The organism is Agrobacterium vitis (genome assembly GCF_013337045.2).
GTDB lineage: Bacteria > Pseudomonadota > Alphaproteobacteria > Rhizobiales > Rhizobiaceae > Allorhizobium > Allorhizobium vitis_B.
In genome coordinates this window covers 378,488-402,423 of record NZ_CP118260.1, presented here as the reverse complement: position 1 = coordinate 402,423, position 23,936 = coordinate 378,488, and the positions used below count along the sequence as shown (strand labels likewise).

At 60.2% G+C, this 23,936-nt stretch carries 20 protein-coding genes; 8 read left to right on the top strand and 12 right to left on the bottom strand.

Going from position 1 to position 23,936, the window contains the following annotated elements; all coding sequences use genetic code 11:
• Nucleotides 1–46 precede the first annotated feature (46 nt).
• From G6L01_RS19690 to G6L01_RS19670, 5 genes are read right to left on the bottom strand one after another with little or no spacing between them, the layout of a single operon-like run.
• On the bottom strand, nucleotides 47–997 hold the full coding sequence (locus G6L01_RS19690) for a LysR family transcriptional regulator (RefSeq protein WP_070165292.1): 951 nt from the start codon (nucleotides 995–997) through the stop codon (nucleotides 47–49).
• Entirely contained in the window at nucleotides 997–2,796 is a 1,800-nt protein-coding gene (locus tag G6L01_RS19685; protein WP_070165664.1) for an adenine deaminase, read from the bottom strand. The genes G6L01_RS19690 and G6L01_RS19685 overlap by 1 nt, the downstream gene beginning before the upstream one ends.
• A gap of 53 nt (nucleotides 2,797–2,849) precedes the next feature.
• Entirely contained in the window at nucleotides 2,850–3,482 is a 633-nt protein-coding gene (locus G6L01_RS19680; RefSeq protein ID WP_070165291.1) for a glutathione S-transferase family protein, read from the bottom strand.
• Entirely contained in the window at nucleotides 3,482–4,174 is a 693-nt protein-coding gene (locus G6L01_RS19675; RefSeq protein ID WP_070165290.1) for a Rieske (2Fe-2S) protein, read from the bottom strand. The genes G6L01_RS19680 and G6L01_RS19675 overlap by 1 nt, the downstream gene beginning before the upstream one ends.
• A 52-nt stretch (nucleotides 4,175–4,226) precedes the next feature.
• Complete coding sequence (locus G6L01_RS19670; protein ID WP_070165288.1) at nucleotides 4,227–4,460, bottom strand: hypothetical protein; 234 nt, start codon at nucleotides 4,458–4,460, stop codon at nucleotides 4,227–4,229.
• A gap of 461 nt (nucleotides 4,461–4,921) precedes the next feature.
• Between G6L01_RS19670 and G6L01_RS19665 the strand changes: the two genes are divergently transcribed.
• From G6L01_RS19665 to G6L01_RS19635, 7 genes are all read left to right on the top strand, one after another.
• Nucleotides 4,922–6,034, top strand: coding sequence for a BMP family ABC transporter substrate-binding protein (locus tag G6L01_RS19665; RefSeq protein WP_070165286.1), 1,113 nt, complete (start codon nucleotides 4,922–4,924; stop codon nucleotides 6,032–6,034).
• 73 nt (nucleotides 6,035–6,107) lie between these two features.
• The gene (locus tag G6L01_RS19660) at nucleotides 6,108–7,703 is read left to right on the top strand and encodes an ABC transporter ATP-binding protein (RefSeq protein ID WP_070165284.1); all 1,596 of its coding nucleotides are present in this window, start codon (nucleotides 6,108–6,110) and stop codon (nucleotides 7,701–7,703) included.
• On the top strand, nucleotides 7,696–8,742 hold the full coding sequence (locus G6L01_RS19655) for an ABC transporter permease (RefSeq protein WP_070165283.1): 1,047 nt from the start codon (nucleotides 7,696–7,698) through the stop codon (nucleotides 8,740–8,742). The genes G6L01_RS19660 and G6L01_RS19655 overlap by 8 nt, the downstream gene beginning before the upstream one ends.
• 11 nt (nucleotides 8,743–8,753) lie before the next feature.
• Entirely contained in the window at nucleotides 8,754–9,689 is a 936-nt protein-coding gene (locus tag G6L01_RS19650; protein WP_071205704.1) for an ABC transporter permease, read from the top strand.
• Nucleotides 9,690–9,715: 26 nt separating this feature from the next.
• Entirely contained in the window at nucleotides 9,716–10,564 is an 849-nt protein-coding gene (locus tag G6L01_RS19645) for an aromatic ring-hydroxylating oxygenase subunit alpha (protein ID WP_070165279.1), read from the top strand.
• Between the two features lie 19 nt (nucleotides 10,565–10,583).
• The gene (guaD, locus tag G6L01_RS19640; protein WP_070165278.1) at nucleotides 10,584–11,948 is read left to right on the top strand and encodes a guanine deaminase; all 1,365 of its coding nucleotides are present in this window, start codon (nucleotides 10,584–10,586) and stop codon (nucleotides 11,946–11,948) included.
• A 142-nt stretch (nucleotides 11,949–12,090) separates the two neighbouring features.
• Entirely contained in the window at nucleotides 12,091–12,948 is an 858-nt protein-coding gene (locus G6L01_RS19635) for a formate/nitrite transporter family protein (protein WP_234891878.1), read from the top strand.
• A 15-nt stretch (nucleotides 12,949–12,963) separates the two neighbouring features.
• On the opposite strand, the gene G6L01_RS19630 is transcribed toward G6L01_RS19635, so the two are convergent.
• Complete coding sequence (locus tag G6L01_RS19630; protein ID WP_070165276.1) at nucleotides 12,964–14,154, bottom strand: ROK family transcriptional regulator; 1,191 nt, start codon at nucleotides 14,152–14,154, stop codon at nucleotides 12,964–12,966.
• 403 nt (nucleotides 14,155–14,557) lie between these two features.
• Between G6L01_RS19630 and lacZ the strand changes: the two genes are divergently transcribed.
• Nucleotides 14,558–17,587: a beta-galactosidase, LacZ type gene (lacZ, locus tag G6L01_RS19625; protein ID WP_197432323.1), complete on the top strand. Its 3,030-nt coding sequence runs from the start codon at nucleotides 14,558–14,560 to the stop codon at nucleotides 17,585–17,587.
• Here the strand turns inward: lacZ and G6L01_RS19620 are convergent.
• The 6 genes from G6L01_RS19620 to G6L01_RS19595 form a co-directional block, all read right to left on the bottom strand.
• The gene (locus tag G6L01_RS19620; protein WP_070165273.1) at nucleotides 17,549–18,946 is read right to left on the bottom strand and encodes a cytosine deaminase; all 1,398 of its coding nucleotides are present in this window, start codon (nucleotides 18,944–18,946) and stop codon (nucleotides 17,549–17,551) included. The two genes, lacZ and G6L01_RS19620, sit on opposite strands and share 39 nt — an antisense overlap.
• 68 nt (nucleotides 18,947–19,014) lie before the next feature.
• Entirely contained in the window at nucleotides 19,015–19,917 is a 903-nt protein-coding gene (locus tag G6L01_RS19615; protein ID WP_139190122.1) for a LysR family transcriptional regulator, read from the bottom strand.
• Nucleotides 19,918–20,003: 86 nt separating this feature from the next.
• Nucleotides 20,004–20,987, bottom strand: coding sequence for an isopenicillin N synthase family dioxygenase (locus G6L01_RS19610; RefSeq protein ID WP_420359838.1), 984 nt, complete (start codon nucleotides 20,985–20,987; stop codon nucleotides 20,004–20,006).
• A 117-nt stretch (nucleotides 20,988–21,104) separates the two neighbouring features.
• Complete coding sequence (locus G6L01_RS19605) at nucleotides 21,105–21,860, bottom strand: ABC transporter permease subunit (protein WP_070165270.1); 756 nt, start codon at nucleotides 21,858–21,860, stop codon at nucleotides 21,105–21,107.
• Nucleotides 21,861–21,915: 55 nt separating this feature from the next.
• Nucleotides 21,916–22,689, bottom strand: a complete 774-nt coding sequence (locus G6L01_RS19600; protein ID WP_071205701.1) for an ABC transporter ATP-binding protein — start codon at nucleotides 22,687–22,689, stop codon at nucleotides 21,916–21,918.
• A gap of 5 nt (nucleotides 22,690–22,694) precedes the next feature.
• On the bottom strand, nucleotides 22,695–23,684 hold the full coding sequence (locus tag G6L01_RS19595) for an ABC transporter substrate-binding protein (RefSeq protein WP_070165267.1): 990 nt from the start codon (nucleotides 23,682–23,684) through the stop codon (nucleotides 22,695–22,697).
• Nucleotides 23,685–23,936 lie beyond the last annotated feature (252 nt).

Sequence of the window (23,936 nt, the reverse complement as noted above, 5' to 3'; positions counted from 1 at the left end):
AATAGACGGCATTTTTCGACGCAAGTGATGCGCAAAAGGCAACATGTTACGATGTCTCTCGCGCGGCCTGTCCTGCCGCCTGGGCAAGCTGTTCGACCGATTGCTCCAGCAGCCGACCCAGCGCCGAGGCCGCATCCGACATCTCCTTGGCCGAGCGCGATAGCAGCATCAGCTTGCGGTTCGGCAAACGGCTGTCGGAGAGCGGCACGAAGACCAGCGAACCCTCGGCTAACTCCTGTTCCACGCCGACCCGGGTCTGCAAGACAAGGCCGAGATTGCGCCTCGCCAATTCCACCATCAGGCCGATGGAATTGGTGCGTGAGCGGTGCGAGAGATCCACCAGTGACCGGTTCAAGGCCTCTTCCACCGAAGCGCCCAGCGTCAGGCTGGCATCCGAGAGGATCACCCGCAGATTGGCAAGATCGAACAGCTTGATTTCCGTGCGCTTGGCCATGTCGCTATCCGGCAGAGCCAGAACGCCGATTGGCAGCGAGACGCTGGCAATGCGGCGCACAGTGCGCGGCACGCGCACGTCGAAAATAACCGCAAGATCACATTCGCCCTCGGCCACAGCATTTGCTGCCTGCTGCGAAGCCATGACCTTGATATCAACGGTAATGGCCGGATGGCGGCTCCAGAATGCCTCCAGCGCCGCCGGCAACAGGCCCCGCGCCACGCTTTCCACCACAGCCACCGAGACGGTGCCTCGGTGCAGCCCGTGCAGATCGTTGATTTCGGCGCAGGCCCGGCTGAGTTCCGACAGCGATGCTTTGGCGTGATACAGCAGCAATTCACCGGCGCTGGTCAGTTTCAGGCGCTGGCGCACCCGGTCAAACAATGGCGTGCCGATTTCCTCTTCCAATTGGCGCAGGATACGGCTGACGGAAGAAGGTGCCACATTGAGGGTAAGGGCAGCCTGGCGGATCGAGCCCAGCCGCGCCACCAGCTGGAAATAATGGATGCGCGTTGCAACCAGGCCCAGCCGGTAGGCATCCATCACGCCGCCTCGAAGGGCGGCACGATCACCATTTGCGGCACCGTCACCAGGCCCTTGTCCGTAATGCGGATTTCCGGGATCACCGACAGCGGGATGAGGTTGAAGCCCATATAGGGAATGGTGCAGCCAGCCTTTTCCCACTCCACTTTCAAGGCCTGAACTTCAGCTGCCACTTCATGCACCCGCTTGTCGGACATCAGGCCCGCCACCGGCAGCGGCACCATGGCTGTCACCGTGCCATCCTGCACCACACAGACCCCGCCCTGATGGGATTCGATGGCGCGCAAAGCCACCTGCATATCGGCCTCATTGGTACCGGCGATGATGATATTGTGGCTGTCATGACCGACAGAAGAAGCAACGGCACCGCTTTTCAGCGCGAAATTGGAAAGAAGCGCATGCGCCACATTGCCCGGCGATTTGCCGTGCCGTTCGATCACCGTCACGAAGCAAAGACCATGGCGGGCAAAATGCGTTTCCCAGTCATTGGCCGGTTCCAGCTCGATCTTCTCGTGTCCGAGGATGATACCCGGCAATTCAGTGCGGATCGTGTTGGCTATGACTTTGCTACTCGGCAGATCTGGCGTCAGCTTCACCACGTCAGGCAGCTTGACCGTGTGATAGGCAGCATCGGGATAGCGCCAGCGGCTGGAAAGGGCGGCATCGAGAACCGGAGTAATCTTTTTGTGGTCAACCACCAGTTCACCGCCATACCAAGTACTGACCGGTTCAAGGTCGTCATTCAAAAGCACCAGATCGGCCCGGCGACCGCCGCCCAACCCGCCGATCTCCCCATCCATACCAAACCGTGTCGCGCCATGCAGCGAGCCCATGGCCCAGGCCTGCTCCCGGCTCATGCCCGCGCGTCGTGCCTCGCGCACCACCCAGTCGAGGCCGAAGGCCAGCAGGTCCTCGGCATCGCGGTCGTCGGTGCAGACGGCGATGCGCTTATGCGAAGCGCCAAGCTCGGTGACGGTGCGGATCGCCTCCGGCAGTGAATGCCAGGGCGTGGTTGGCGGGCCGCCGCGCAGGAACAGCCAGATCCCCGCCTCCAGCAGATCATCGGCAATGTCGCGGTCGATGGCTTCATGCGTATCGGTCACGCCGGATGCGGCATAGGCCGAGACGAATTCACGGCCATAGACATGCCCGGAAACTGGCCTGCCCCGGCCAAGCGCCGCGGCCAGAATAGCATGAGCGCGCTCATCGCCCATGGTGACGGGGACGAAATCCATCTTCTCACCCAGCGCCACCGCTTCCGGCCATCTGTCGAACAGGGCAGCGATCTTTTCCGCTGTCAGATCCCCGCCCGCCGTTTCCAGCTCCGGTGAGGTGGCAGGCACGGTTGAGGGAACGGTGAGAAAAATCGATAGTGGCGCATGACGGGCGTCTTCCAACATCGCCTCGACACCGGCCACATCCATGACATTGCCGATCTCGTGGCTATCGCAGAAAATCGTCGTCGTACCGTTGAGAAGCGCTGCCTCTGCATAGGCGCAGGCCGTGACCATGCTGGATTCAATATGGATATGCGGATCGACCAGACCCGGCGCAAGAATGCCGCCCTGCGCATCGTAGCGCGGCACGCCCAAAACTTTCGAGCTGCCCGCCGGTTTGACGGCGGCGATCCGTCCGCCAGCCAGCCAGATTTCCCTGTCAGGCAAAATACGCTCGGAATAGGTCGAGAGAACGCGGGCACCGGTGATCACCAGATCAGGCGCGGCGCGACCGGACGCCACATTTGCCAAGTGCCGTGTCATGCCCGCCAGCGGGGCAACGGAAAATCGGGTTAAAGCCATCGGCATGAACTCCTCTGATGGACAGAATGGTGAGATCCGGCTCTGTCCTATCGTCAGTGATAATCGGGTATGCCCGGCATAGTCCGGAAACCGGGGATGCTGCGAAACCGCCTTATCCACCGCCGCAGCGCTGGAAATTCATCGTGATCGATGCCGTAGTCGCGGCTGAGGGCAAAGCTTGGAAACAGGGCGAGATCGGCAATGGTCGGGCCTGCCCCGGCAAACCATTCGCAGCCATCCATCTGGCGCAGCGTCATGTGGTCGTCCATGATCCGGAAGGCGGCGCGGGATGACGCTTTCAGTGCTTCGGCATCACCTGGACCGCCAAACAGCGCCACCCGCCGGGCCGTGACAGCACAGCCAAGCGGCGAGACTGAAAACAACGTCCATTGCATGACGCCGCCAAAGATGGCTGGATCGAGTGGCAGCCATGTGCCGGAGGGGTCATACGCCCTGGCCAGATGGGCAAGAATGGCCTGCGTGCCGTAAAGCACCTGCTCGCCATCCCTCAGCACCGGAAGCTCCCCCAGCGGATTGAGCGCCAGCATCGCCGGGGTCTGTTCCTCCCGGCCCGGCACCATATCGATAGCAAGGGTTTCATAGGCCATCCCAAGACAGGACAGCAGCAGCCGCACCCGGTAGCAGTTTTCGTCCAGATCGTAATTGTAAAGCGTGATCGCAGACATCAGGCCACCTGCGCCAAGGCGGAGGGTGCCTCAAGTGTCAGGCGCAGGGCCTCTGCCCAACGGGCAAGCGTCGGCCTAGATGCCGCCGACGCAGCATCTGTCACCAGATGGAGGGCAAGCCTTCCGGCGGAGACCGCCTGAACCGCTACGGCGACACGCAGATCGCCAGCCTCAAGCCGCCAGGCATTGGCGGCAATAACCTCAAAATGTGCGGGCAAAATTCCCTTTTTGGTGGGGAGTTGCGCTTCCTTCAGCACATTCATGGCCTGTTGCAATGTGCAATCTGCATAAAGGCTGCGCACGCTTAAGCCCAAGCCAAGATCCGGGATGCTGGCCACGTCGGCACGATCGGCAAGCGCTGTCCAGATCACGCCATGGCGCTCCTCGGCGGCATAGGTCGTCACCCGGATGGTCTTCGGCACATCCAGATCGGGATGCGCTGGAATATGGGTGCATTGTCCCGCCGTATCGTAGGACCACCCGTGGTAGAGGCAGGCAATATGGTCACCCCGCACGAAGCCAAAGCTCATCCGCATACCGCGATGCGGACAGCGGTCTTCCCAGACATGCACTGCCCCCTTGGCATCGCGCCAGATGACGATCTCCGCACCATCAACGACAGCGCCAGCCGAGGTTCCAGGCTCGATAGATGAAGACAGTGCCACCGGCACCCATGCTTTTTCAATGCTCATGACCCCTTCACCTTTCAAAAACTGCCTGTCTCGCACTCTCAAACCTGTGCCATCACGAAAGCCGCCGGACATCCCACACGATGCAGTCTGCCGGGCCGAGGCTACAGGCCATTTCAAACATATCGACCAAGGCCTCCTGCCCGATGACGCAAACCGCAACGCGGTTTTCGCTGCAAGCCTCGACATCAATGCCGATATCAAGCCTGCCAGCGCGATGGCGGGCAAAACTCAGGAAGCTTTGGCAGTTGAAATTTCCCTCGAACACCAGATTGACCGTCAGGCTCATCACAGATCCACCATTGCTGGTACATCATTTTTCGGCTCAACCTCAGGCTCAATCCTGCGCAATATTTCGTCTCCGATTGACCGTTTCAAACGCATAAGATTAAATCTTGTGCATGCCTGATTTTTATTCAGTCTAGCGTCAGGAGAAGCAGGCTTACAAGCATTTTCTTCAGCCTAGATGTTGCCTTTTACGCATCGTCTTGATCGATTTTTTTCGACTATGCGGAACACCAGCGTTTTGAAAAGGTCAAAGCCGATTGGAATGGGGTGAACATCAGCGCGGTGAACAACCCAGCGTGTATGACGTCGTCCTACCAATGTCGATGCTGAAGCATCGGCCGTTGAACGTCACCATCTGGCACGGTTGTTGCGTCAGAAAGGACGGCAGGTGGATGCGGATCGCCGCTTTCCAACCGGTAGAGTTCGACAAAACCAGTTCAACAAAAACATATGGGGGTTCCAATGATCGACCTGCGCAGCCTTTCCCGTCGCGGCTTTCTCAACATGGCAGCAGCCGGCAGCGCCTCGCTGGCGCTTCCCGGCATGTTGCGCACCGCCGCAGCCGCAAGTGCCTTGCCTGCTATAAAGGAAGAGGACGCCGTGATCGGCTTCGGCCATGTCGGCCCGGTGACGGATGAAGGCTGGACCTGGTCGCACCATCAGGGTGTTATCGCCGTAAAGGAAAAATTCCCCAAGCTGAAGAAGATCCTCGAGGTCGAGAACGTCCCCTATTCAGCGGATGCCACCCGCACCTATCGGCAATTCGTGTCGGAAGGCGCGAATATGATCTTCGACACGTCCTCGACAGGCGACTTCCTGCATGACGTGGTGCGCCGCGCCAAAGACACCGCCTTCATGGAATGCAATGGCCATGTGACGATGGACAATCTCGGCTGGTACTACATGGCCCATTGGTATCCGACCTATGTGGTCGGCGTCGCCGCCGGGCATCTGTCGAAAACCGGCAAACTCGGTTACGTCGCCTCCTTCCCGGTTGCCTCGGTCTATGCCTCGACCAATGCCTTCCTGATGGGGGCGCGCACCGTCAACCCCAATGCCACCTGCCAGACCATCACCATCAATTCCTGGTTTGATCCGCAGGCCGCAGCCCAGGCTGGCACCGCGCTGATCGACAATGGCTGTGACTTCCTGTTCGGCATCATGGATGAAGCCGCCTATCTCCAGGTTGCTGAAAAACGCGGCGTCTGGGCTGCGATGTGGAACACCGACATCCGCCGCTATGGCCCCAATTCCTATGTGTCCTCGATCATTATAGACTTCAAGGAGTTCTATATCGATCAGGTGCGCAAGCGGCTGGCAGGCGAATGGTCGCCTTCGGAAAGCATCTTCGCGATGGGCGCTGGCGTTGACCGCGATACCTGGGGAGCCAAGGTTCCCGCCGAAGTCGGCAAGGCGGCGGATGACGTGCGCACGAAAATCCTCGGCGGCTGGTCGCCGTTTGTCGGCGAATTGAAGGACGCCAAGGGTGCCGTGCGGGTGGCCAAGGGCCAGAAGATGACCGAACTCGAGCTTTATAATTGGGATTGGTCGGTGGAAGGCGTCACGGGGCTTTAAAGCACCCGACGCAATATAGAGGCCGGGCGATGATGCCCGGCCCTTCGCAGTCTCTCATGCCGGTGTGCCGAGAATGAATGAACATCCTGCGAAATATACAGTGCCGACGGGGGCAGCCCCTCTCGTCCAGTTGAAAGGCATTGCCAAATATTTCCCCGGCGTTATCGCCAATCGCGATGTCGATCTTGAAGTCATGCCCGGTGAAATCCACGCGCTGCTGGGGGAAAATGGCGCTGGAAAATCGACACTGATGAATATCCTGACCGGCATTTACCAACCGGATGCGGGCGAGATCATCATCGACGGCTATGCAAGGCAATTTACCGGGCCGCAACAGGCGATTGCCGCAGGCATCGGCATGATCCACCAGCATTTCAAGCTGGTGAATGCCTTCACCGTGGCGGAAAACATTCATCTCGGCTGGAGCGATACGCCACGCCGTGCCTCAGCCTCGGTTCTGGAGGAACGCACCGCAGAGCTTGCGGCCAGGTTCAATCTTCAGGTCAAGCCTTCGGCGCGGATCACCGAGCTTTCGACAGGTGAACAGCAGCGGGTGGAGATCCTGCGGGTTCTCGCCCGCAAGGCTCGCGTGCTGATCCTTGATGAGCCAACCGCCGTCCTCACACCGCTTGAAGCACGCGAGCTGTTCAAGGCCTTGCGCGATTTCGCCTCCACCGGCAATGCGGTGATCTTCATCTCCCATAAGCTCGATGAAGTGCTGGAAATTTCCGACCGGGTGACGATCCTGCGCGGCGGGCAAAAGGTCGGCACCGAGCTTTCCGCCGATTGCAGCCCGGCCAAGCTGGCGCGGCTGATGGTCGGGCGCGATATCGTGCTGGCCGACATGCGGGGCCGTCCGCAGGGTGCCGCCGCGCTATCGTCTGCTCCTGTCATGCGGGTCAGCACAGTGACGGCGCTGGACGATAGCGGACGCCAGACCTTGCACGATATTTCCCTTGATCTGCGTGCAGGCGAAATCCTCGGGATTGCCGGGGTAGCAGGCAATGGCCAACGTGAACTGTCGCAGGTCCTGACCGGCACGCGGCCCATCGCTTCCGGCACCATCGAAATCGACGGCGAAGCGGTTGGTCCCGCAAATGCCGCTGATTTCGTGCGGCGCGGCATCGGCCATATCCCGGAAGACCGGCTACAAAGCGGCTTGGCACCGGGGCTGTCGATCACCGTCAATGCCGTGATGCGCGAATATGGCAAACCGCCGGTCACTGTTGGCGGACTGTTTCGCCCCTCCGCCGCCAAGGCGCTGGCCCGCAGCATTGCCAGCGTCGCAGAGGTCGCCATCCCGGATTTCGCCATGCCAATCCGCAATCTATCGGGTGGCAACCAGCAAAGGCTGGTGGCGCGGCGCGAAATGCGGATCGCCACGAAAATTCTGGTCGCCGCCTATCCCAGCCGGGGGCTGGATGTCGGGGCGATCAACACCATGCTGCGCTATATCGTTGACCTGCGCAATGCAGGCGCCGGTATCCTACTGATCTCGGAGGAGCTTGAAGAATTGCTGAACCTCTCCGACCGCATCGCCGTGCTTTACGAAGGCCGGATCATGGGCATCGTCGAGAATGACAGCACCGATATCGAGCAGATCGGCCTGATGATGGGCGGGCGACAGCTTCAGCCGGGTCAGTTGGCAGGAGGCACGCATCATGGCTAGTCTTCGCCTGCAACGCTTCCCTTCAGCCACGCCCACTGCTGCCCTTGGCGCACGGGTGGCGGCTATTGCGCTGGCGTTAGTGATCGCGGGTGTCATTCTGGCTATTGCGGGGAAAAGCCCTGTTAACCTTGGCATTCAGGTGGTTTCGTCCTCGCTCGGTTCCAGTTTCGGCCTGGAAGATCTCGGCCTTCTGGTTATCCCGCTGATCCTGACCGGCCTGTCCGTCACGGTCGCGCAACAGATCGGCGCCTGGAATATCGGAGCGGAAGGGCAGTTTTACGCAGGCGCCTTCGCCGCCAGTGCCGTTGGTCTTTTTGTGCCGCTGCCGGAAGGCTGGAGCCTGGTGGCGATGTTTTTCGCCGGAGCGCTTGGCGGAAGCGTGTGGATCGTCATTCCGGCCCTTGCCCGTGCCTATGCTAATGTCAACGAGCTGATCACCACGCTGCTGCTCAATTTCGTCGCCATCCTGATGGTTTATTATGTCTCCACGGATGCGTGGCGCGAACGCGGCGGCGTCGCCAACTCGGCCACTCCGCGCATCAAGGCCGAAATGCCGGAATTCTGGGGTCTTGTGCATTGGGGCCTGCCAATTGCAGTGCTTCTCGCGCTGGCCATGGCGGCGCTGCTGGCCTTTACCCGCTGGGGTTATGAGGTGCGGCTGATCGGCTCCAATCCGCAGGCCGGAAACTATGCGGGCATTGCCGCCCGCCGTCATCTGATCACCGTCATGCTGCTATCGGGGGCAATTGCCGGTCTGGCGGGCATGTTGGAAGTCACCGGAACAGTGCATCGTCTTCAAGGCGGCATTTCCAACAATTACGGCTATCTCGGCATCATGGTCGCGGTGCTGGCGCGGGGGTCCTGTATTGGGGTTATCCTTGCGGGCGCGCTGATGGCCTTCATCCTCAATTCGGGCATCATTTTGCAAACGCAGGGGCTGACAACCTCGACCGTGCTGGCAATCACCGGCCTCATCCTCTTCCTGACAGCCATCGGCGACGAGATTTCCCATTACCGCATCGTCCGCGACAAGACCTGAAAGGACCCGCGATGGAACTGTTGACCGGACTTCTGACCACCGCCTTTCTGGCTGGCGGCGTCTTGGCGCTGGCGGCCATGGGCGAAGTGCTGGCCGAGCGGGTCGGCGTCGTCAATCTTGGCGTCGAAGGGCTGATCGCCATGGGAGCGATCACCGCTGTTGCCACCGTCACCGCCTTTCCCTCCCCCATCCTCGGCTTTTTGGCGGCGCTCGCTATCGGCGCTTTGTTCGGCATGGTGTTTGCGGTGGCGACTGTGACGATCAGGGCCAATCAGGTGCTCTGCGGGCTGGCATTGACCTTGATCGGCACCGGCCTTGCCCAAACGATTGGTAAATCCTATTCCGGCATGCCGGTTCCGGCGACATTCCAGGGCGTCAAGATGCCGATCCTCTCGGAGATCCCCATCCTCGGACCGGCTTTTTTCAGCCAGAATATTCTCGTCTACCTGATCTACATCATCCTGCCGCTGGGCCTGTCCTTTCTGATGTTTCGCACCCGCCACGGGCTCAATATGCGCGCCGTTGGCGAAAATCCGGCGGCTGCCGATGCGGCGGGCATTCCGGTCCATCGCATCCGCTTTGGCTATGTCTGCGCAGGCGCGGCGCTTGCATCAGGCGCAGGTGCCTATCTGGTTCTGGCCTTCGTGCCATCCTGGTCGGATGGCGTGGTGGCGGGGCGCGGCTGGATCGCGGTGGCGCTGGTGATCTTTGCTGGCTACCGGCCTATTCCGGCGGCTCTCTCCGGCCTGTTATTCGGCTTCATCACCGCGCTCGGCTTCGTCGGACAGGCGCGCGGCTGGCCGATTGCTCCGGCCTTTCTGTCCATGCTGCCCTATGCCGGAACCATCGCCTTCATTATCGTGCCTGTGATCGCCTGGCAGCGCATGCGCCGGTTGATGGCGGCACCAGCCGCCCTTGGCCTGCCCTATTACCGCAGCCTTCGTTGACCAAGGATGCAGGGAGAAACCCAGTGATGGCAATCGACAAAACAAGCCTCGATCAATGGTATCCCATCGATACCGAAACGCTCATTCCCTATGGTCTATCCGCCAACCGGCTGCTGGGCATTGATCTCGCCGTGACCCGCACCGAGGACGGTGACGTTACCGTGAAAGCGCAGGAAAACAACCTGCCAATCCGGCGGCGCTACGGCTATATCTGGACGACGCTCGGCAGCCCGGACAAGGAGCTTTTCCCCATTGAGGAAGCCGATGAGCCGGATCGTCGCATCGTGCCCTGCGGTGCTGTCACCGTGAAGGCATCAGGCCTGCGGATCGTCGAAAACTTTCTCGACATGGCGCATTTTCCCTTCGTCCATACCGATATTCTCGGCTCCGAACCGCATACGGAAGTCGAGCACTATAATGTGGAAATCCGCCGCGACGTCGATGAGGTCTGGGCGACCAATTGCCAATTCTTCCAGCCGCAAGCGGCCCTTTCCGCCACGGACGGATTGATGACCCACTATATCTACCGGGTGATGACACCCTTCACGACGCTGCTCTACAAGACCTGTCCGAATTCTGACAGCCGCTGGGATGTGATCTGCCTGTTCGTCCAACCCCTGGACCCGGATCGCTGCCGCGCCCATCCGATCATGTATCTGATCGATGATCAATCGACCACCGCCTCGCTGATCCAGTTCCAGCAGCTGATTTTCCTGCAAGACCGGATCATCCTTGAAAACCAGCGCCCGGTTCTGCTGCCGATGGAGCCGCGCTCGGAAATCCCCACCCGTGCTGACGCAACCTCCATCGCCTACCGCCGATGGCTGAAGGAAAAGGGCGTGACCTATGGAACGTCGCTGAAAGCCGTTGCATGACCAATACCGCGCACCAGCAATGAGTGATTTCAGGGACACGGTGCTGATCGCCAGCGGTTTTCATGCGCCGGTGGCTGGTGAAATCGATGTGCTGACTGATTGCCTGATCGCCATCGATGCGGATGGCGTGATACTCTCCGTGCTGCACCCCGACGATGAAGGATACGGATTGGCGAAAGCCGATGCCGACCGCCAAGGACGGCTTTCACGTCTACCGGCGGGCTGCCTGCTCCTGCCGGGTCTGGTGGATTGCCATGTGCATGCGCCACAATATCCGCAGCTTGGCACCGCCCTGGATGTGCCGCTTGAAACCTGGCTGCATGCCCATACTTTCCCGCTGGAAGCCCGCTATGCGGACCTAGCCTATGCAAAGCGCGTCTATGGCCTGCTGGTCGATGATCTGCTGGCCAATGGCACGACCACGGCGCTGTATTTCTCCACCATTCACCAGGATGCGACACGCGTTCTGGTCGATACCTGCCTGGAAAAAGGTCAGCGCGCCCTGATCGGCAAGGTCGCCATGGACAATGTAGAGCAATGCCCGGACTATTACCGGGACGCCTCACCGGATGCGGCTTTGCAGGGAACACAAGCGCTGATCGACTATATCAGCACCCATCCGGATAACACAGCGTCCCGCGTCTGGCCGGTGGTGACGCCACGGTTCATTCCGGCCTGCACGGATGCGACGCTGGAAGGGCTGGGTGCGATGGCACGGGACTGCGGCTGCCATGTGCAGACCCATTGTTCGGAAAGCGATTGGGAACATGCCTATGTGCTCTCGCGCCACGGCATGACGGATGCGATGAGCCTTGATCGTTTCGGCCTTCTCACCCGCCGCAGCATGTTGGCCCATGCCAATCTGCTGACTGCGGATGATATGGATCTGATCAAGCTCAGACAGGCGGCAGTGGCGCATTGCCCGCTCTCCAATGGCTATTTCGCCGGTGCGGTCTTTCCCCTGCGCGCTGCCCTGGAAAAGGGTCTGCATGTCGGGATGGGCAGCGATATTTCCGGTGGACCGAGCGCTTCGCTTCTCGACAATATGCGCGCCGCCATTCTCGTCTCCCGCATGTTGGAAACCGGCGTCGATCCGGGCCTCCCGCCGGAAAAGCGCGCAAGCGGCGCCAAGGCCCGCATCGACTTTCGCCACGCCTTCCATATCGCCACCGCTGGCGGCGGCAAGGCATTGGATCTCCCCATCGGGCAATTTGCCCCGGGCTATCGTTTCGATGCCATCGTCATTGATCCGCAGGCGGCCCAAGGCACGGTGCGGTTCTACGAGAGCGATGAAATGACGGAGACCCTGCTGCAGAAAATCGTCTTTACGGCATCGCGCGCCAATATCTCTGCCGTGTTTATCGACGGATGCAAGGTGGCCTGATCGGCATGGAAAAGCGGCGGCACAGTTGCCGCTGGAACCGAATGGGCTCTCGATAGTTTAGCCTGCCGTGCGAGCGTCCACCCCGGTTCAATCAGGGATGATGAGAGAGCACGCTCGCCAGTTTTACCCCGGAAAGACAAGAATGCCTGATATCGCCGAACAGGAAGCCGACAAGGAGGCGCAGCCCTCCAACGCCATGTCGGAGGAAGACAAACAGGATATTGGCGAGCGAGGGTCCGGTTCGCCCAAGGTGGTCCATGAAGTCGTTCGTCTGCAAGGCGATGAGGAATTGGGCCGCCCGCTTCAGTCCCTGCTTTTTTCGGGCTTTGCTGCCGGGGTCGCAATCTGTGCATCCCTGCTGGCGGAGGCTTTCCTGCACGCGCGACTACCCGACACGCCTTGGCGGGTGTTGATCGTCTCCCTTGGCTATACCGTCGGCTTCGTGATCGTCATTCTGGGCAATCTGCAACTGTTTACCGAAACGACCGTCACCGCCGTGCTTCCTATCGCCGCCCACCCGACACGTCGCAACCTTTTCCGGCTTGTTCGCCTATGGGTGACGGTGCTGCTGGCCAATCTGCTCGGAACATTTTTCATCGCGGTGCTCATGGAAAACCAGCTCATCATCGGCGCCGAGCAGCGCGAGGCGATATTGGATATTTCCAGGGCGATCCTCGGGCATGATTTTGCAGCGACATTGCTGCTTGCCACGCCTGCGGGCTTTCTGATTGCCTCAATCGCCTGGATTCTCCCCAATGCCCGAGGCAATGAGTTTTGGGTGATCGTGATGATTACCTATACGGTGGCGCTTGGCGGGTTCAGCCATGTCGTCGCCGGGTCTGGAGAGGCCTGGCTGCTGATGCTGGCGGGCGAAACAAGCGTCTGGGGCGCTATCGGCGGCTTCATCCTTCCAACGTTGATCGGCAATATCATCGGCGGCACCGGACTGTTTGCCGTTGTTGCCCATTGCCAGGTCCGCGATGAACTCAAGCCGGAGTGATATGGAAAGCAATTTTCAGGCTGGCAGGCGCATTTCGCTTGGAAGGTCCTGGGGAGAAAACAGCGCATTGTGAAGCTGGTTGAGCGCGATGGCCACCGCGCCAACCAGGGTGGCGCGGGACTGAAGTGTGCTGGCCTCAAGCGAAATGCAGCTGCGGGTCGAACTTGCCAACGCCTCCTTGACCATGCGCACCATCAACGGATTGCGACCAACATTGCCGCCCAGAATAATCTTGCCTGGATCAAGCATGGCGTGAACCGAAACCACCAGCAAAGCCGCCAGCCGGGCGGTCTCCTGCACCGTCGCCAGCGCCTTTGCTTCGCCCTTTTCAGCCGCTTCGAGAATATCGCGAACGGTCATCCCGCCGTCTCCGGGATTGCCATAGCGCTCCAGAATGCCGCGTGCGCCAATCGCGCATTCCAGCGCGCCGCGCTCCAGACTTTCAGAGCTATAGGGATCGGTGCCAAACGGTAGATAGGCGATTTCGCCCGCCGCCCCTTTGGCCCCGCGCATCAACTTGCCATTGACGAGAACACCAAGGCCAATACCGGTTCCCAGCGATACGAACGCAACCGAATCGAGACCGATGCCACTGCCTTTCCAGCTTTCGCCGATCACTGCCGCATTGACATCGTTTTCGACGATGACATCGCAGCTAAACAGGCCCTGCAAGGCCTTGATCACATCGAGACTGCCGATTTCAGAGAGGTTCGGGGCAAGGGAAAGCCGACCGGTTTCAGGATCGACCACCCCCGGCATGGCCACGGCAGCAAGAAGAACCTTGCTGCGGGGAATACGCGCCTTTTTAAGCGACGCTTCGACAATGCCGCTGACATGGGCCAGAAGGGCCTCTCCACCACGCTCCCCGGCTGACTTCTCGGCTTCCTGCACAATTGTCCCGGCAATATCGGCAATCGCCACCCGAATGGTCGTTGCACCAATATCCAGGCCAATGACGAAACCGGCATCCGGTGCGACTTCATAGGTCACGGCGCTGCGCCCGACCTTGCCGGACACGATGCCCTTGACCCGGACCCAGCCCGCTGTCTCAAGCGTGCGGATGACCTCGGACATCGTCTGTTTCGACAGGCCGGTCTTTTTTGCCAGATCCGCCCGCGATGTCGGCCCCTGGTGCAGAAGAATGTCCATGGCGGCACGAACGGAGATCTGGCGTAACATCGGCGGTGTGCTCGTCCAGAGATTCATCCGCAATCACCTCATCCTATCGACAACAGGCATGTTTAAATCTTGACGACACGTATCGCACGACTGGGTCACAGGTGCAAATAGTTCGTCCCCGTGACGAATTATCTCATCTTGCCACAATTCGTCCTCACCCCGTTGATACGCGAGAACAATAGCACGATCAATGCCACCGCAAATTGCCTGAGGAAAATGCAACCGGAGCCAGCATAGGATTTTTTTATCGCCGCGATCGAGTTCGCCGTGTTCCAGACTTTTCTTGTCTTTCAAGCTTCTTTTGCGCGCAAAAAATCGATAACACTCTATAGATGCTGGATATTTTTGCCACTATCCGATTCCGGTTTCGCTTGTAATATGATAAGAGACACTGGTATTATGAGTTAGAATAGACGTCCGGGAGGGACATGTGACGACCAATACTCTGCCTGCCACAGCACATCTCGATTGGCTTTCCGATCCCAAGGTTTTTGCCGTCGGGCGGTTGTCTGCCCATTCCGATCATATCGTCTATCCCGATGAAGCATCCGCTGCGGCGGGATCTGCCTCTCCGCTTCGCCAGAGCCTGGATGGCACCTGGAAGTTCGTCTCCGCCACATCAGCAACTGAGCGCCCTGAAGGTTTTCACCAGCCAGACTTCGACCGCAGCGGCTTCGGCGACATTATCGTGCCTGGCGCCATGCAGTTGCAGGGCCATGGCCGCCCGCAATATGTCAACACCCAATATCCCTGGGACGGCCATGAGGCGCTGGCGCTTGGGCAGGCCGCCGGGGCCAACCGGGTCGGCTGCTATGCCCGGACCTTCCGACTTGACCCGGCCCTTGCCGGCCAGCGGATCATTCTGACCTTCGACGGTGTCGAGACCGCCTTCTATGTCTGGCTGAACGGTCGTTTTATTGGCTATGCCGAAGACAGTTTCACGCCCTCACGCTTCGATATTACCGATGCGCTGATTGACGGCAACAACCTGCTGGCCGTCGAGGTCTATCACCGCTCTTCCGGCGCCTGGCTCGAAGACCAGGATTTCTGGCGTCTGTCGGGCATCATGCGGCCCGTGCGGCTGGAGGCCTGGCGGAGCCTGCATATCCGCGACCTGTTCGTCACCACAGATCTTGCTGATGATTTCAACAGTGGCTCCCTGCGCCTGCGGCTGGCCCTCGACTTGGCGGATACAGAAACGGCCAGTCTTGGCGTGACGCTGTATGATCCAAACGGCGATACCGTGCTGTCGGCCACCTTCGATGCCGCAATCAATATGGATATCGCCCTGCCCGTCACCGCCCCGCATCTGTGGAGTGCCGAGACGCCGCATCTCTATCGCCTGATGCTTGTCCTGAAGGATAGGAACGGCGCAACAGTCGAGGCCGTGCCGCAGCCGATCGGTTTTCGCCGGTTTGAAATGCGCGATGGGGTGATGCGCCTCAATGGCCAGCGCATCGTTTTCCGTGGCATCAACAGGCATGATTTCCATCCACGCCGTGGACGTGCGCTGACGGTCGAGGACATGCTTTGGGATGTACTGTTCTTCAAGCGCAACAATATCAATGCGGTGCGCACCAGCCATTACCCAAACCGCAGCGAGTTCTACGCGCTCTGCGACCAGCACGGCCTCTATGTGATCGATGAGGCCAATCTTGAAACCCATGGCACCTGGTCGGTCGAGACCCTGGACCCGGACAAAGTCCTGCCCGGCGACCGCGACGAATGGCGGCCCGCCGTGCTCGACCGTGCCGCCAACATGCTGGAGCGCGACAAGAACCATCCTTGCGTGCTGATCTGGTCCTGCGGCAATGAGAGCTATGGCGGCAGCGTGATTGCCGATATGGCCGATTGGTTTAGGGACCGCGATCCCTCCCGCCTCGTCCATTACGAAGGCGTGTTCCACGACCGTCGCTTTGATGCGCGCTCCAGTGACATGGAAAGCCGGATGTATGCGCGCCCGCAGGACATCGAGGACTACCTGCGCAGCAACCCGTCCAAGCCTTTTGTGTCCTGCGAATATACCCATGCGATGGGCAATTCCTGCGGCGGCATGCATCTCTATACCGACCTCACCTATCGTTATGATCAGTGCCAGGGCGGCTTTATCTGGGAATATATCGAACAGGCCCTCTACGGCACCCGCCCGGATGGCAGCGAAGGCCTGCTGTTTGGCGGCGATTTTGCCGACCGTCCGACCGATTACAGCTTCTGCTGCGACGGCATTATCACCGCTGACCGGCAATTGACCCCAAAAGTCCAGGAAATCAAGGCGCTTTACCAGCCTGTCCGGCTAATCCCGGACGCGCACGGCGTCAAGGTGATCAATGACAACCTGTTCTTGAACCTCGACGCTTTCTACCTCAGATATTACCTGCTGAAGGATGGTGTCGCGGTGGCAGAAGGGCAGGCCGATATTGCGCTTGCGGCCCAGGAACAGACCTATCTGCGTCTGTCCGTGCCTGTCACGCAGCAGCCGGGCGAATATGCCCTGCAATGCTCCCTGCGCGAACGCCATGAGCGCGCCTGGGCACCGGCTGACCACGAAGTGGCGTTTGGCGAGCATGCCTGGACCGTGGCAGACGAAAAACCAAGCTCGGTTTCCCGTCCCCTCACCCGCGCCGAAGGCAGCTACAATCTCGGCATTTCCGATGGCCACAGCCGCACCTTGTTCTGCCGTCGCTTTGGCGGACCGGTATCGCTGGTCAATACGGCGGGCGTGGAGTTCCTGGAACGGCCGCCCCTGCCGATCTTCTGGCGCGCGCCGACCGACAATGACCGGGGCGCAGGCTTCGGCTTCAAATTCGGTAGCTGGCGTCGCGCTAGCCTCGACCAGAAACAGGCTTCCTATACCTATCGTGACACCGGGGCCGATTATCGCTTTGCCCTACCTGACAGCAGCATGCAGGCCACGGTGTCCTACCGCTATGAGGAGGATGGCGCGATTGCCGTCACCGCCCATTGGCCGGGCGATGCCAGCCTGCCCTCGCTGCCACTGTTCGGCCTGACGATCCCCATGCCAGCAACCTTCAACCGCTTCCGTTATTATGGACTTGGACCGGAGGAAAATCACATCGACCGCGCCCATGGCGCACGGCTTGGCATTTACGAGCGCGCGGTGGCCGACAATGTCACGCCCTATGTCATCCCGCAGGAATCCGGAAACCGAACCGGCGTGCGCTGGGCCGATCTGTTCGACGCTGACGGCAACACATTGCGCTTCGAGGCGGTGGATATGCCGTTCGAGCTGGGCGTTTCGCCTTATACGGCTTTCCAGCTGGAAGCCGCAGCCCGGCCCTACGACCTGCCGCCAGCCAACCGCACCATCGTCACGCTGATGGCCCGGCAGATGGGCGTCGGTGGTGACGACAGCTGGGGCGCGCTGCCGCATCCTCAATACATGATCGAACCGGGTGAGCCTTTAACGCTCACCTTCCGGATGAGAGTGATGGCAGGATGAGAGTGATGGGGTGAGAAAGGGCAATTCGATCTCCCGATAGGATGGCAACACTGCCTCGCTGACCCTGCCTGCCCGCACGATCACCCGGTCGGTTTGCGGGCGGGCAATGACCTGGTCCATGCTCCAGGCCTCAAAGATCATCAGATCCGCCGGACGCCCGGCGCCGATGGTTCCAGCGGAAAAGCCGGTCATCGCGGCGGGTTGGGTGGTCGCCAGTGCCACGGCATCGTCATAGGGGTGGTCGAGATGCAGAATGCGCACCGATTGGCGCCAGGTATCGACCATATCATGATCGCCATAGGCAAAAAACGGATCGCGGCAATTGTCACCCGCAACCGCGACGCGGATACCGGCAGCGCGTAGCTCCTTGACCGGCGTAACACCACGCCAGCGCGGGGTGACGCCCGGAGCACGGCCTTGCAAATACATATTGACGGTCGGCAGTGTGACGATGGACATTCCGGCATCGACCAGAAGCGCAATCCGCTCGCGGATTTCCGCATCACTGAACAAAGCCAGCGAACAGCAATGGCCGCAGGTAACGCGGCCCTCATAGCCATGGCGGATGGCGGCGCGGGCCACATGCGGCAGGGCATCGGCTTTCTCGGCTTCATCCACATGCAGGTCGATATCGAGATCACGCTCTCGGGCCAGCAAAAACAGGCTGTCGAGCAAAGCATCGATATCATCGAGACCTCGACCATGTGTCCCGCCCGAGGCGCGGGTCACGCCGCCCAACAGCCCGCCCTGACGGGCAACCAGGTCGGCGAGCTGCTTTCCATGGTCAGTGCGATAGGCATCCAGCGGCACAAGGCCGACCGCCTGCAATGCGATACGCCCCGACCACCGGGCCTGCACTTCTTCAAATGCCGCCCAGGTGGTTTCCGCCTGGCCCGCATGGCTATCGAGATGGGTGCGGAGTGCGGCAACGCCGTGAGCATCCGCGCAGGCCAGACCGAATTCCATCCGCTGGACCAGATCGTCGTGACACCAATGGGCCTGCCGGTCAGCTGTCGTTGCCGCGCGGGCGCTGGGATGCGTGCCATCGGAGGCTGGTGCCCGGCTGATCGTGTGGCCCTTGTCGAGATGAACATGCATGTCGACCATCAACGGCCAGAGATGGCGGCCCTCCAGATCGATGCCACCGCCGCTCACCCCGCTTGCCGCTGGCAGCACGGCTGCAACACGTCCGTCATCCAGCAGAATATTAACCAGAGCACAGCCGTCGCGGTCGAGAACGCTACCCGGCGGCACACCGTCCGCAAGACAGACCGTTGGCACGCGGGCCTGACGGATAGCGATGCGGCCATGGCCGGTGAAACTGGAACGCGCTAGCGCGCGGACGGAATTGTCAATCATGATCGATCTCGATAGGGCATAAGCCGAATTTCAAGGTGTGGGGATGGCGACGTCGTCGAATATCGCCATCAACGGCTGTCCTCCACCATGCGCAGCCGTTCCTGGGCGTAGTGCATGAAATGGCTGGCAGCAGGCGAGAGAGAACCGCGCGCCCGGTGAAGAATGTTCAGCCTTTGCAGTCCCGCAGACCCGGTCAGCGGAAGAAAGACCAGTTCTCCGCTTTGCAGTTCGCGGTCCACATCGACGCGGTTGAGAAAGGTAACATGCGGTGCGCCATGCACCAGCCGCTTCATCAACTCCATGGAATTTGTCTCGACCACCGGCATTAATTGGGCCTGGGCTGGTGTCAGGTTCTCAACCACCTCCCGCAGCGACAGGCTGTTGTCAGCCAGTACCAGCGGATAGATCAGGCAATCGGCAATCCGCACCGTCTTGCGCGCCGCCAACGCATGGTCGGGCGCAACCACTGCGCCGAGCGGATGCATGAATTCCGCCGCCCGCTGCAAACGGTTATCCTCCGGCAGATTGTAGGCCAGCGCCAGATCGGCGGCCCCTGAAGCGACCATGTCGCAAACTGCGGCGCGATCACCGACCTTGATGCGCAAGCTGACCTGCGGAATATCGGCGCGGTAAGCAGCAATGATGTCGGCAAGCCTGCCTGCCGCCAGCGTCGCCATGGTGGCGATCACCACCTCGCCGCGGCTGAGGCCACGCAGAGCCTTGATCTGCACCCGCATCGTGTCATGCGCTTTCAGCGTCTCGCGGATATGGGCAATGAGGATTTCGCCGGAGCTGGTCAGCTTCAAGCCGCGCGACAATCGCTCGAAAATCGGCGCATCCAACTCCTGCTCCAGGTCGAGGATATAGCGATTGATGGCGGAGGCAGCGACATTCAGTGTCTTTGCCGCCTTGCGGATCGAGCCCTGCCGGGCGACTTCGTCGATATAGCGCAAAGCGCGGCCATGAAGCATCAGCGTTCCCGTCACGCGACAGGGGCGTTTGCCCCTGTCCGCTGTCTGTCTGGCCACGATGGCATCATGGCTCGCCGGGTTCAACATCATTTCCGGGCGAAGTTGGCGTTGATGCGCTGCGTCAGATAATCACCGGCGGTGATCGCCTCATATTTGCCGAGCGGACCCTGCATGACCGCATCGCGATTGGCCTGGCAGAAGAAGGGAAGCGACAGGCGGCGGCCCAGATATTCGCCCGGACGCGGCATGCGCACACGGTGAAGCGTCGATTGCAACTGGTCATCGGACCAGCGCATCAGCATGTCGCCGATATTGCAGGTGATATAGCCGTTTTTCGGCGGTACATCCGTCCACTCGCCGGAGGCCGCATCCTTGCCGGGGCAGACCTGCAAGCCGCCCTCGCCTTCCTTCTGGTGCAGGATGGTCAGGCAATCGAAATCGGAATGGGCACCGGCCCGCCAGAATTCGAAATCCTCCGGCTTGGCATGTTCCATCGACATATAATGGATAAGTCGCTGCGTCGATTGGTACTCACCGGAGGCCGGATCATGCGCCTTGGTGAAGAAGTCCTCGGCAAAGCCCATCTTGAGAGCAAAGCAGGAGAGAATCCTCATGCCGAGTTCCCAATTCTGCCGCTCGAAGCGCAGCATATTCTCCTTGAAATCAGGCAGCTCTTCTTCACTCGGCCACAGCCCACCCATCATCGGACGGGTAATCTGGTAGCTTTCCTTGTTATCAGGGGTGCCGGTGGAAGGGCGCACCTGCGCCTTGAATTCCCAACCGGCATTGGTGCCCTTGGGCATCGGATACTGGGCTTTGACCTCGGCTGGCAATTCAAAGAAGGACCAGGCGGTCTCAAACGCCGCGTCGATATCCTGCTGCGGAATGCCGTGGTTATAGACCTGGAAAAACCCGATACCAACAGAGGCGTCCCACAATTGATCGGCGATTTCTGCCTTGCGATTGTCGAAATCGGCGAGATCAATGACAGGCACCTCGCGCTCGACAGTCTTGCCGACGCCGCCAATGGTGGTTTCCTTGTTCAATTCGGCAAGGCTGTAGCTTTGCATGGTCATGGCAGTCTCCTTGAGGTTGGGCCGGATACCGGCCGTTGAGGAGCAATGTCCGGGCATGCCCGACTGCTTCTACTCCGAAAAGAACGGGGAGATTTTCCCCGGCAAGAGGCTTCAACTGTTCTTCGGCAGGCTCCACGGAAAGAGCAATTTCTGCACGAGCAGCACGGTCTGAAACAGGATGAGCGACAAGGCTGCCAACACGAACAATCCGGCCCAGGCCTGGGGCAGTTTGAACAGCGATGTCGAAAACTGGATGAAATAGCCCACCCCCGCTTCGGACGCGCAGAATTCCGCAACCACCGCGCCAATCACCGCCAGCGTGATCGAGATTTTCAGCGCAGAGAAGATGTAAGGCACGGCAAAGGGCAGCCTGATCTGGGTAATCTCCCGAAAGGCGGGCGCCCGCAGGCTTCTGGACAGTTCGATCAATTCCGGCGGCGTCGCCGCAAGCCCGGTCGCCGTCGAGACGACCAGCGGAAAGAAGGTGATGAGACAGGTGATCACCACCCGTGGCGCATCGCCCGCCCCCAGCACGACGATGATGATCGGTGCCACCGCGACGACCGGCGTTGACTGGATGACGACCAGCAGCGGGTAAAGCGTCTTTGACAGAAGCGGCGAGCGCATCATGACAATGGCCAGCGGAATGGCGATGGCAATCGACAACACATAGCCAATCATCGCCACCCGCAGCGTCGCCCAGAGGTGCAGGCCCCAACGGTCAATGCCGATGGACGAAAACGCATTGAAGATCGACGATGGCGACGGCAGCAGATAGGACGGAACAGCAAATAGCCGCACAGCCAATTCCCAAAACAGAATAACACCCGCCAGCGAGACAAGCGCTGCAAGGCCCGGCAGGCCCATGAGCTTGGAGACAGTATTGCGCAACGACAGTCGCCCGCCAGTTCCAGCCACAGGCTCAGGCCGCCTGTCGCTTGAGGAGGAGGTCGCGGAGATAAGCGGTAAGGTCATGAATGGCTTTCTCGTTGGCTGTTTCGGGACCACGCGGCCGACCGACTGGCACGGCAATATCGGTCAGCACCGTGCCGGGACGGCCGGTCATCACCAGCACGCGGTCGGCCAGCAGCGCCGCCTCATTGACGGAATGGGTAATGAACACCACTGTCTTCGGACGGTCGGTAAAAATCCGCAGCAGATCAAAGCCCATCACTTCGCGGGTCAGCGCATCAAGCGCCGAAAACGGCTCGTCCATCAAAAGGATATCCGGGTCCATCAGCAAGGCCCGCGCAATGCCAACCCGTTGCTGCATGCCACCCGACAATTCATCGGGAAGCCGGGAGGCGAACCCCTCCAGACCCACCATCCGCAACAACTCGCCTGCCCGCTGCCGTTCCTCGGCGCTCACCCTGCCGCGCTTGTGGCGGGCCGGAAACAGCACATTGTCCTCGACTGTCGCCCAGGGCAGCAGTGTCGGCTTCTGGAACACAATGCCAATATCGTCGCGCGGCTCGGTGACGGGATGGCCGAACACCTGGAGTGAACCACTGCTGGGGGCCAGAAGCCCGGCGATCATCCGCAGCAAGGTGGATTTGCCGCAGCCGGACGGGCCGAGAATGGCCAGAAACTCATGCCGCGCCACCTCGAAGCTGACATCGCGCAGCGCTTCCGTTTGTCCCGAGCGGGTCGAAAATACCTGACCAAGCCGGTCGAAGCGGATTGCGGGTATCGTCATGCTCTTCACTCCGTTGGAATGAAGCTGCGGTTGACCACGGTTTCCGGGTCAAGCTTGGCCGGATCGATGGCTTGGGCGGCGGCAACCCGGCGCCAGGTTTCCGTCAGGCGCTTGGGCTCGAACACGCCCAAGCCATCCTTGTCCGTGACCTCATTGAAGATCAGCGGCAGCGTGTCATTGATCGATCCCTTGACGTCTTCCGACCCAAGTTCCGGCACCACACTGGTCACGGAGGTGACGGCGGCATCAGGATTGGCGCGGGTAAATGTCACAGACTTTTTGTAGGCCTCGATGAAACGCTTGGCGACATCCGGGCGCTTGGCCAGGAAATCCTCACTGGCGATCAATGAGGCCGAATAAAGCTCAAGCCCGGCAGCAGACCAGGGTAGCGCGACGATTTCCTTGCCCGCTTGGCGGGCCTGATTGGAATAGCGGGTGAAATCCGTCATCCAGGCAATGATCCCATCGGCATTGCCGGTCATCAGCATCGGACCGAGCGCGCCGGGATCAGCCTTGATCAACTTGATCGCGGACGGATCGATGGACTGGTCCTTCAGTACCAGCGGCAGATAGACATTGGACGAGGTAAACGGCGATGTGGCGATGGTCTTGCCCTTGACGTCGGCAACAGTGGCGATTGAGCCGCCCTTGATCACATAGAAGGCGTGCGGCCCCTTGTTGAACACCGACAGAACGCCAACAACCTTCACGCCTTCATTGGCACGAGCCGCCATCAAGGCGCCGATATCCGAAACACCGATATCGGAGGAGCCCGCCGCCAGTTTCGAAATCGCCTCGGTCGAGCCGCGGCCCGAGGCAATGGTGACATCAAGCCCCGCGTCCCGACAGAAGCCCTGATGGATACAGACATAAATCGGTGCTTTGTCGCCACCCGGCAGCCAGTCCAGCTGGAATGTGACCTTGTCGGCGGCAAGGGCAGTCCCGGAAAAAAGGCCAAGGGTGAACAGCGTGGACGCAAGCTTACGACGAAACATGGTGTATTTCTCCAAGGCTCAGTGTTCGATTTTCAAGGACGGTTGACGGGGGGAAGCATGAATCTGGCAGACGTGCGATGGCACGCCCCGCATCAAAAAGACCGGGCTGTGATGGTGATTTTCGGCAAATGGCGGCAAGAATAGCGGCACGAAAGCATCTCTTCGACAGGGTTTACCGTCGAGCAATGCCCAGAGCGTCAGGCTCAGACCGCTTCTACTCGCGTCCAAACCATTTCACGCAAGCGCGCATTC

Excerpts from the sequence above, each read along its gene's own strand:
- G6L01_RS19690 (WP_070165292.1), bottom strand. The coding sequence starts at position 997 with ATGGATGCCTACCGGCTGGGCCTGGTTGCAACGCGCATCCATTATTTC.
- G6L01_RS19685 (WP_070165664.1), bottom strand. The coding sequence starts at position 2,796 with ATGGCTTTAACCCGATTTTCCGTTGCCCCGCTGGCGGGCATGACACGG.
- G6L01_RS19680 (WP_070165291.1), bottom strand. The coding sequence starts at position 3,482 with ATGTCTGCGATCACGCTTTACAATTACGATCTGGACGAAAACTGCTAC.
- G6L01_RS19675 (WP_070165290.1), bottom strand. The coding sequence starts at position 4,174 with ATGAGCATTGAAAAAGCATGGGTGCCGGTGGCACTGTCTTCATCTATC.
- G6L01_RS19670 (WP_070165288.1), bottom strand. The coding sequence starts at position 4,460 with ATGAGCCTGACGGTCAATCTGGTGTTCGAGGGAAATTTCAACTGCCAA.
- G6L01_RS19665 (WP_070165286.1), top strand. The coding sequence starts at position 4,922 with ATGATCGACCTGCGCAGCCTTTCCCGTCGCGGCTTTCTCAACATGGCA.
- G6L01_RS19660 (WP_070165284.1), top strand. The coding sequence starts at position 6,108 with ATGAATGAACATCCTGCGAAATATACAGTGCCGACGGGGGCAGCCCCT.
- G6L01_RS19655 (WP_070165283.1), top strand. The coding sequence starts at position 7,696 with ATGGCTAGTCTTCGCCTGCAACGCTTCCCTTCAGCCACGCCCACTGCT.
- G6L01_RS19650 (WP_071205704.1), top strand. The coding sequence starts at position 8,754 with ATGGAACTGTTGACCGGACTTCTGACCACCGCCTTTCTGGCTGGCGGC.
- G6L01_RS19645 (WP_070165279.1), top strand. The coding sequence starts at position 9,716 with ATGGCAATCGACAAAACAAGCCTCGATCAATGGTATCCCATCGATACC.
- guaD (WP_070165278.1), top strand. The coding sequence starts at position 10,584 with ATGAGTGATTTCAGGGACACGGTGCTGATCGCCAGCGGTTTTCATGCG.
- G6L01_RS19635 (WP_234891878.1), top strand. The coding sequence starts at position 12,091 with ATGCCTGATATCGCCGAACAGGAAGCCGACAAGGAGGCGCAGCCCTCC.
- G6L01_RS19630 (WP_070165276.1), bottom strand. The coding sequence starts at position 14,154 with ATGAATCTCTGGACGAGCACACCGCCGATGTTACGCCAGATCTCCGTT.
- G6L01_RS19620 (WP_070165273.1), bottom strand. The coding sequence starts at position 18,946 with ATGATTGACAATTCCGTCCGCGCGCTAGCGCGTTCCAGTTTCACCGGC.
- G6L01_RS19615 (WP_139190122.1), bottom strand. The coding sequence starts at position 19,917 with ATGCTTCATGGCCGCGCTTTGCGCTATATCGACGAAGTCGCCCGGCAG.
- G6L01_RS19610 (WP_420359838.1), bottom strand. The coding sequence starts at position 20,987 with ATGCAAAGCTACAGCCTTGCCGAATTGAACAAGGAAACCACCATTGGC.
- G6L01_RS19605 (WP_070165270.1), bottom strand. The coding sequence starts at position 21,860 with ATGGGCCTGCCGGGCCTTGCAGCGCTTGTCTCGCTGGCGGGTGTTATT.
- G6L01_RS19600 (WP_071205701.1), bottom strand. The coding sequence starts at position 22,689 with ATGACGATACCCGCAATCCGCTTCGACCGGCTTGGTCAGGTATTTTCG.
- G6L01_RS19595 (WP_070165267.1), bottom strand. The coding sequence starts at position 23,684 with ATGTTTCGTCGTAAGCTTGCGTCCACGCTGTTCACCCTTGGCCTTTTT.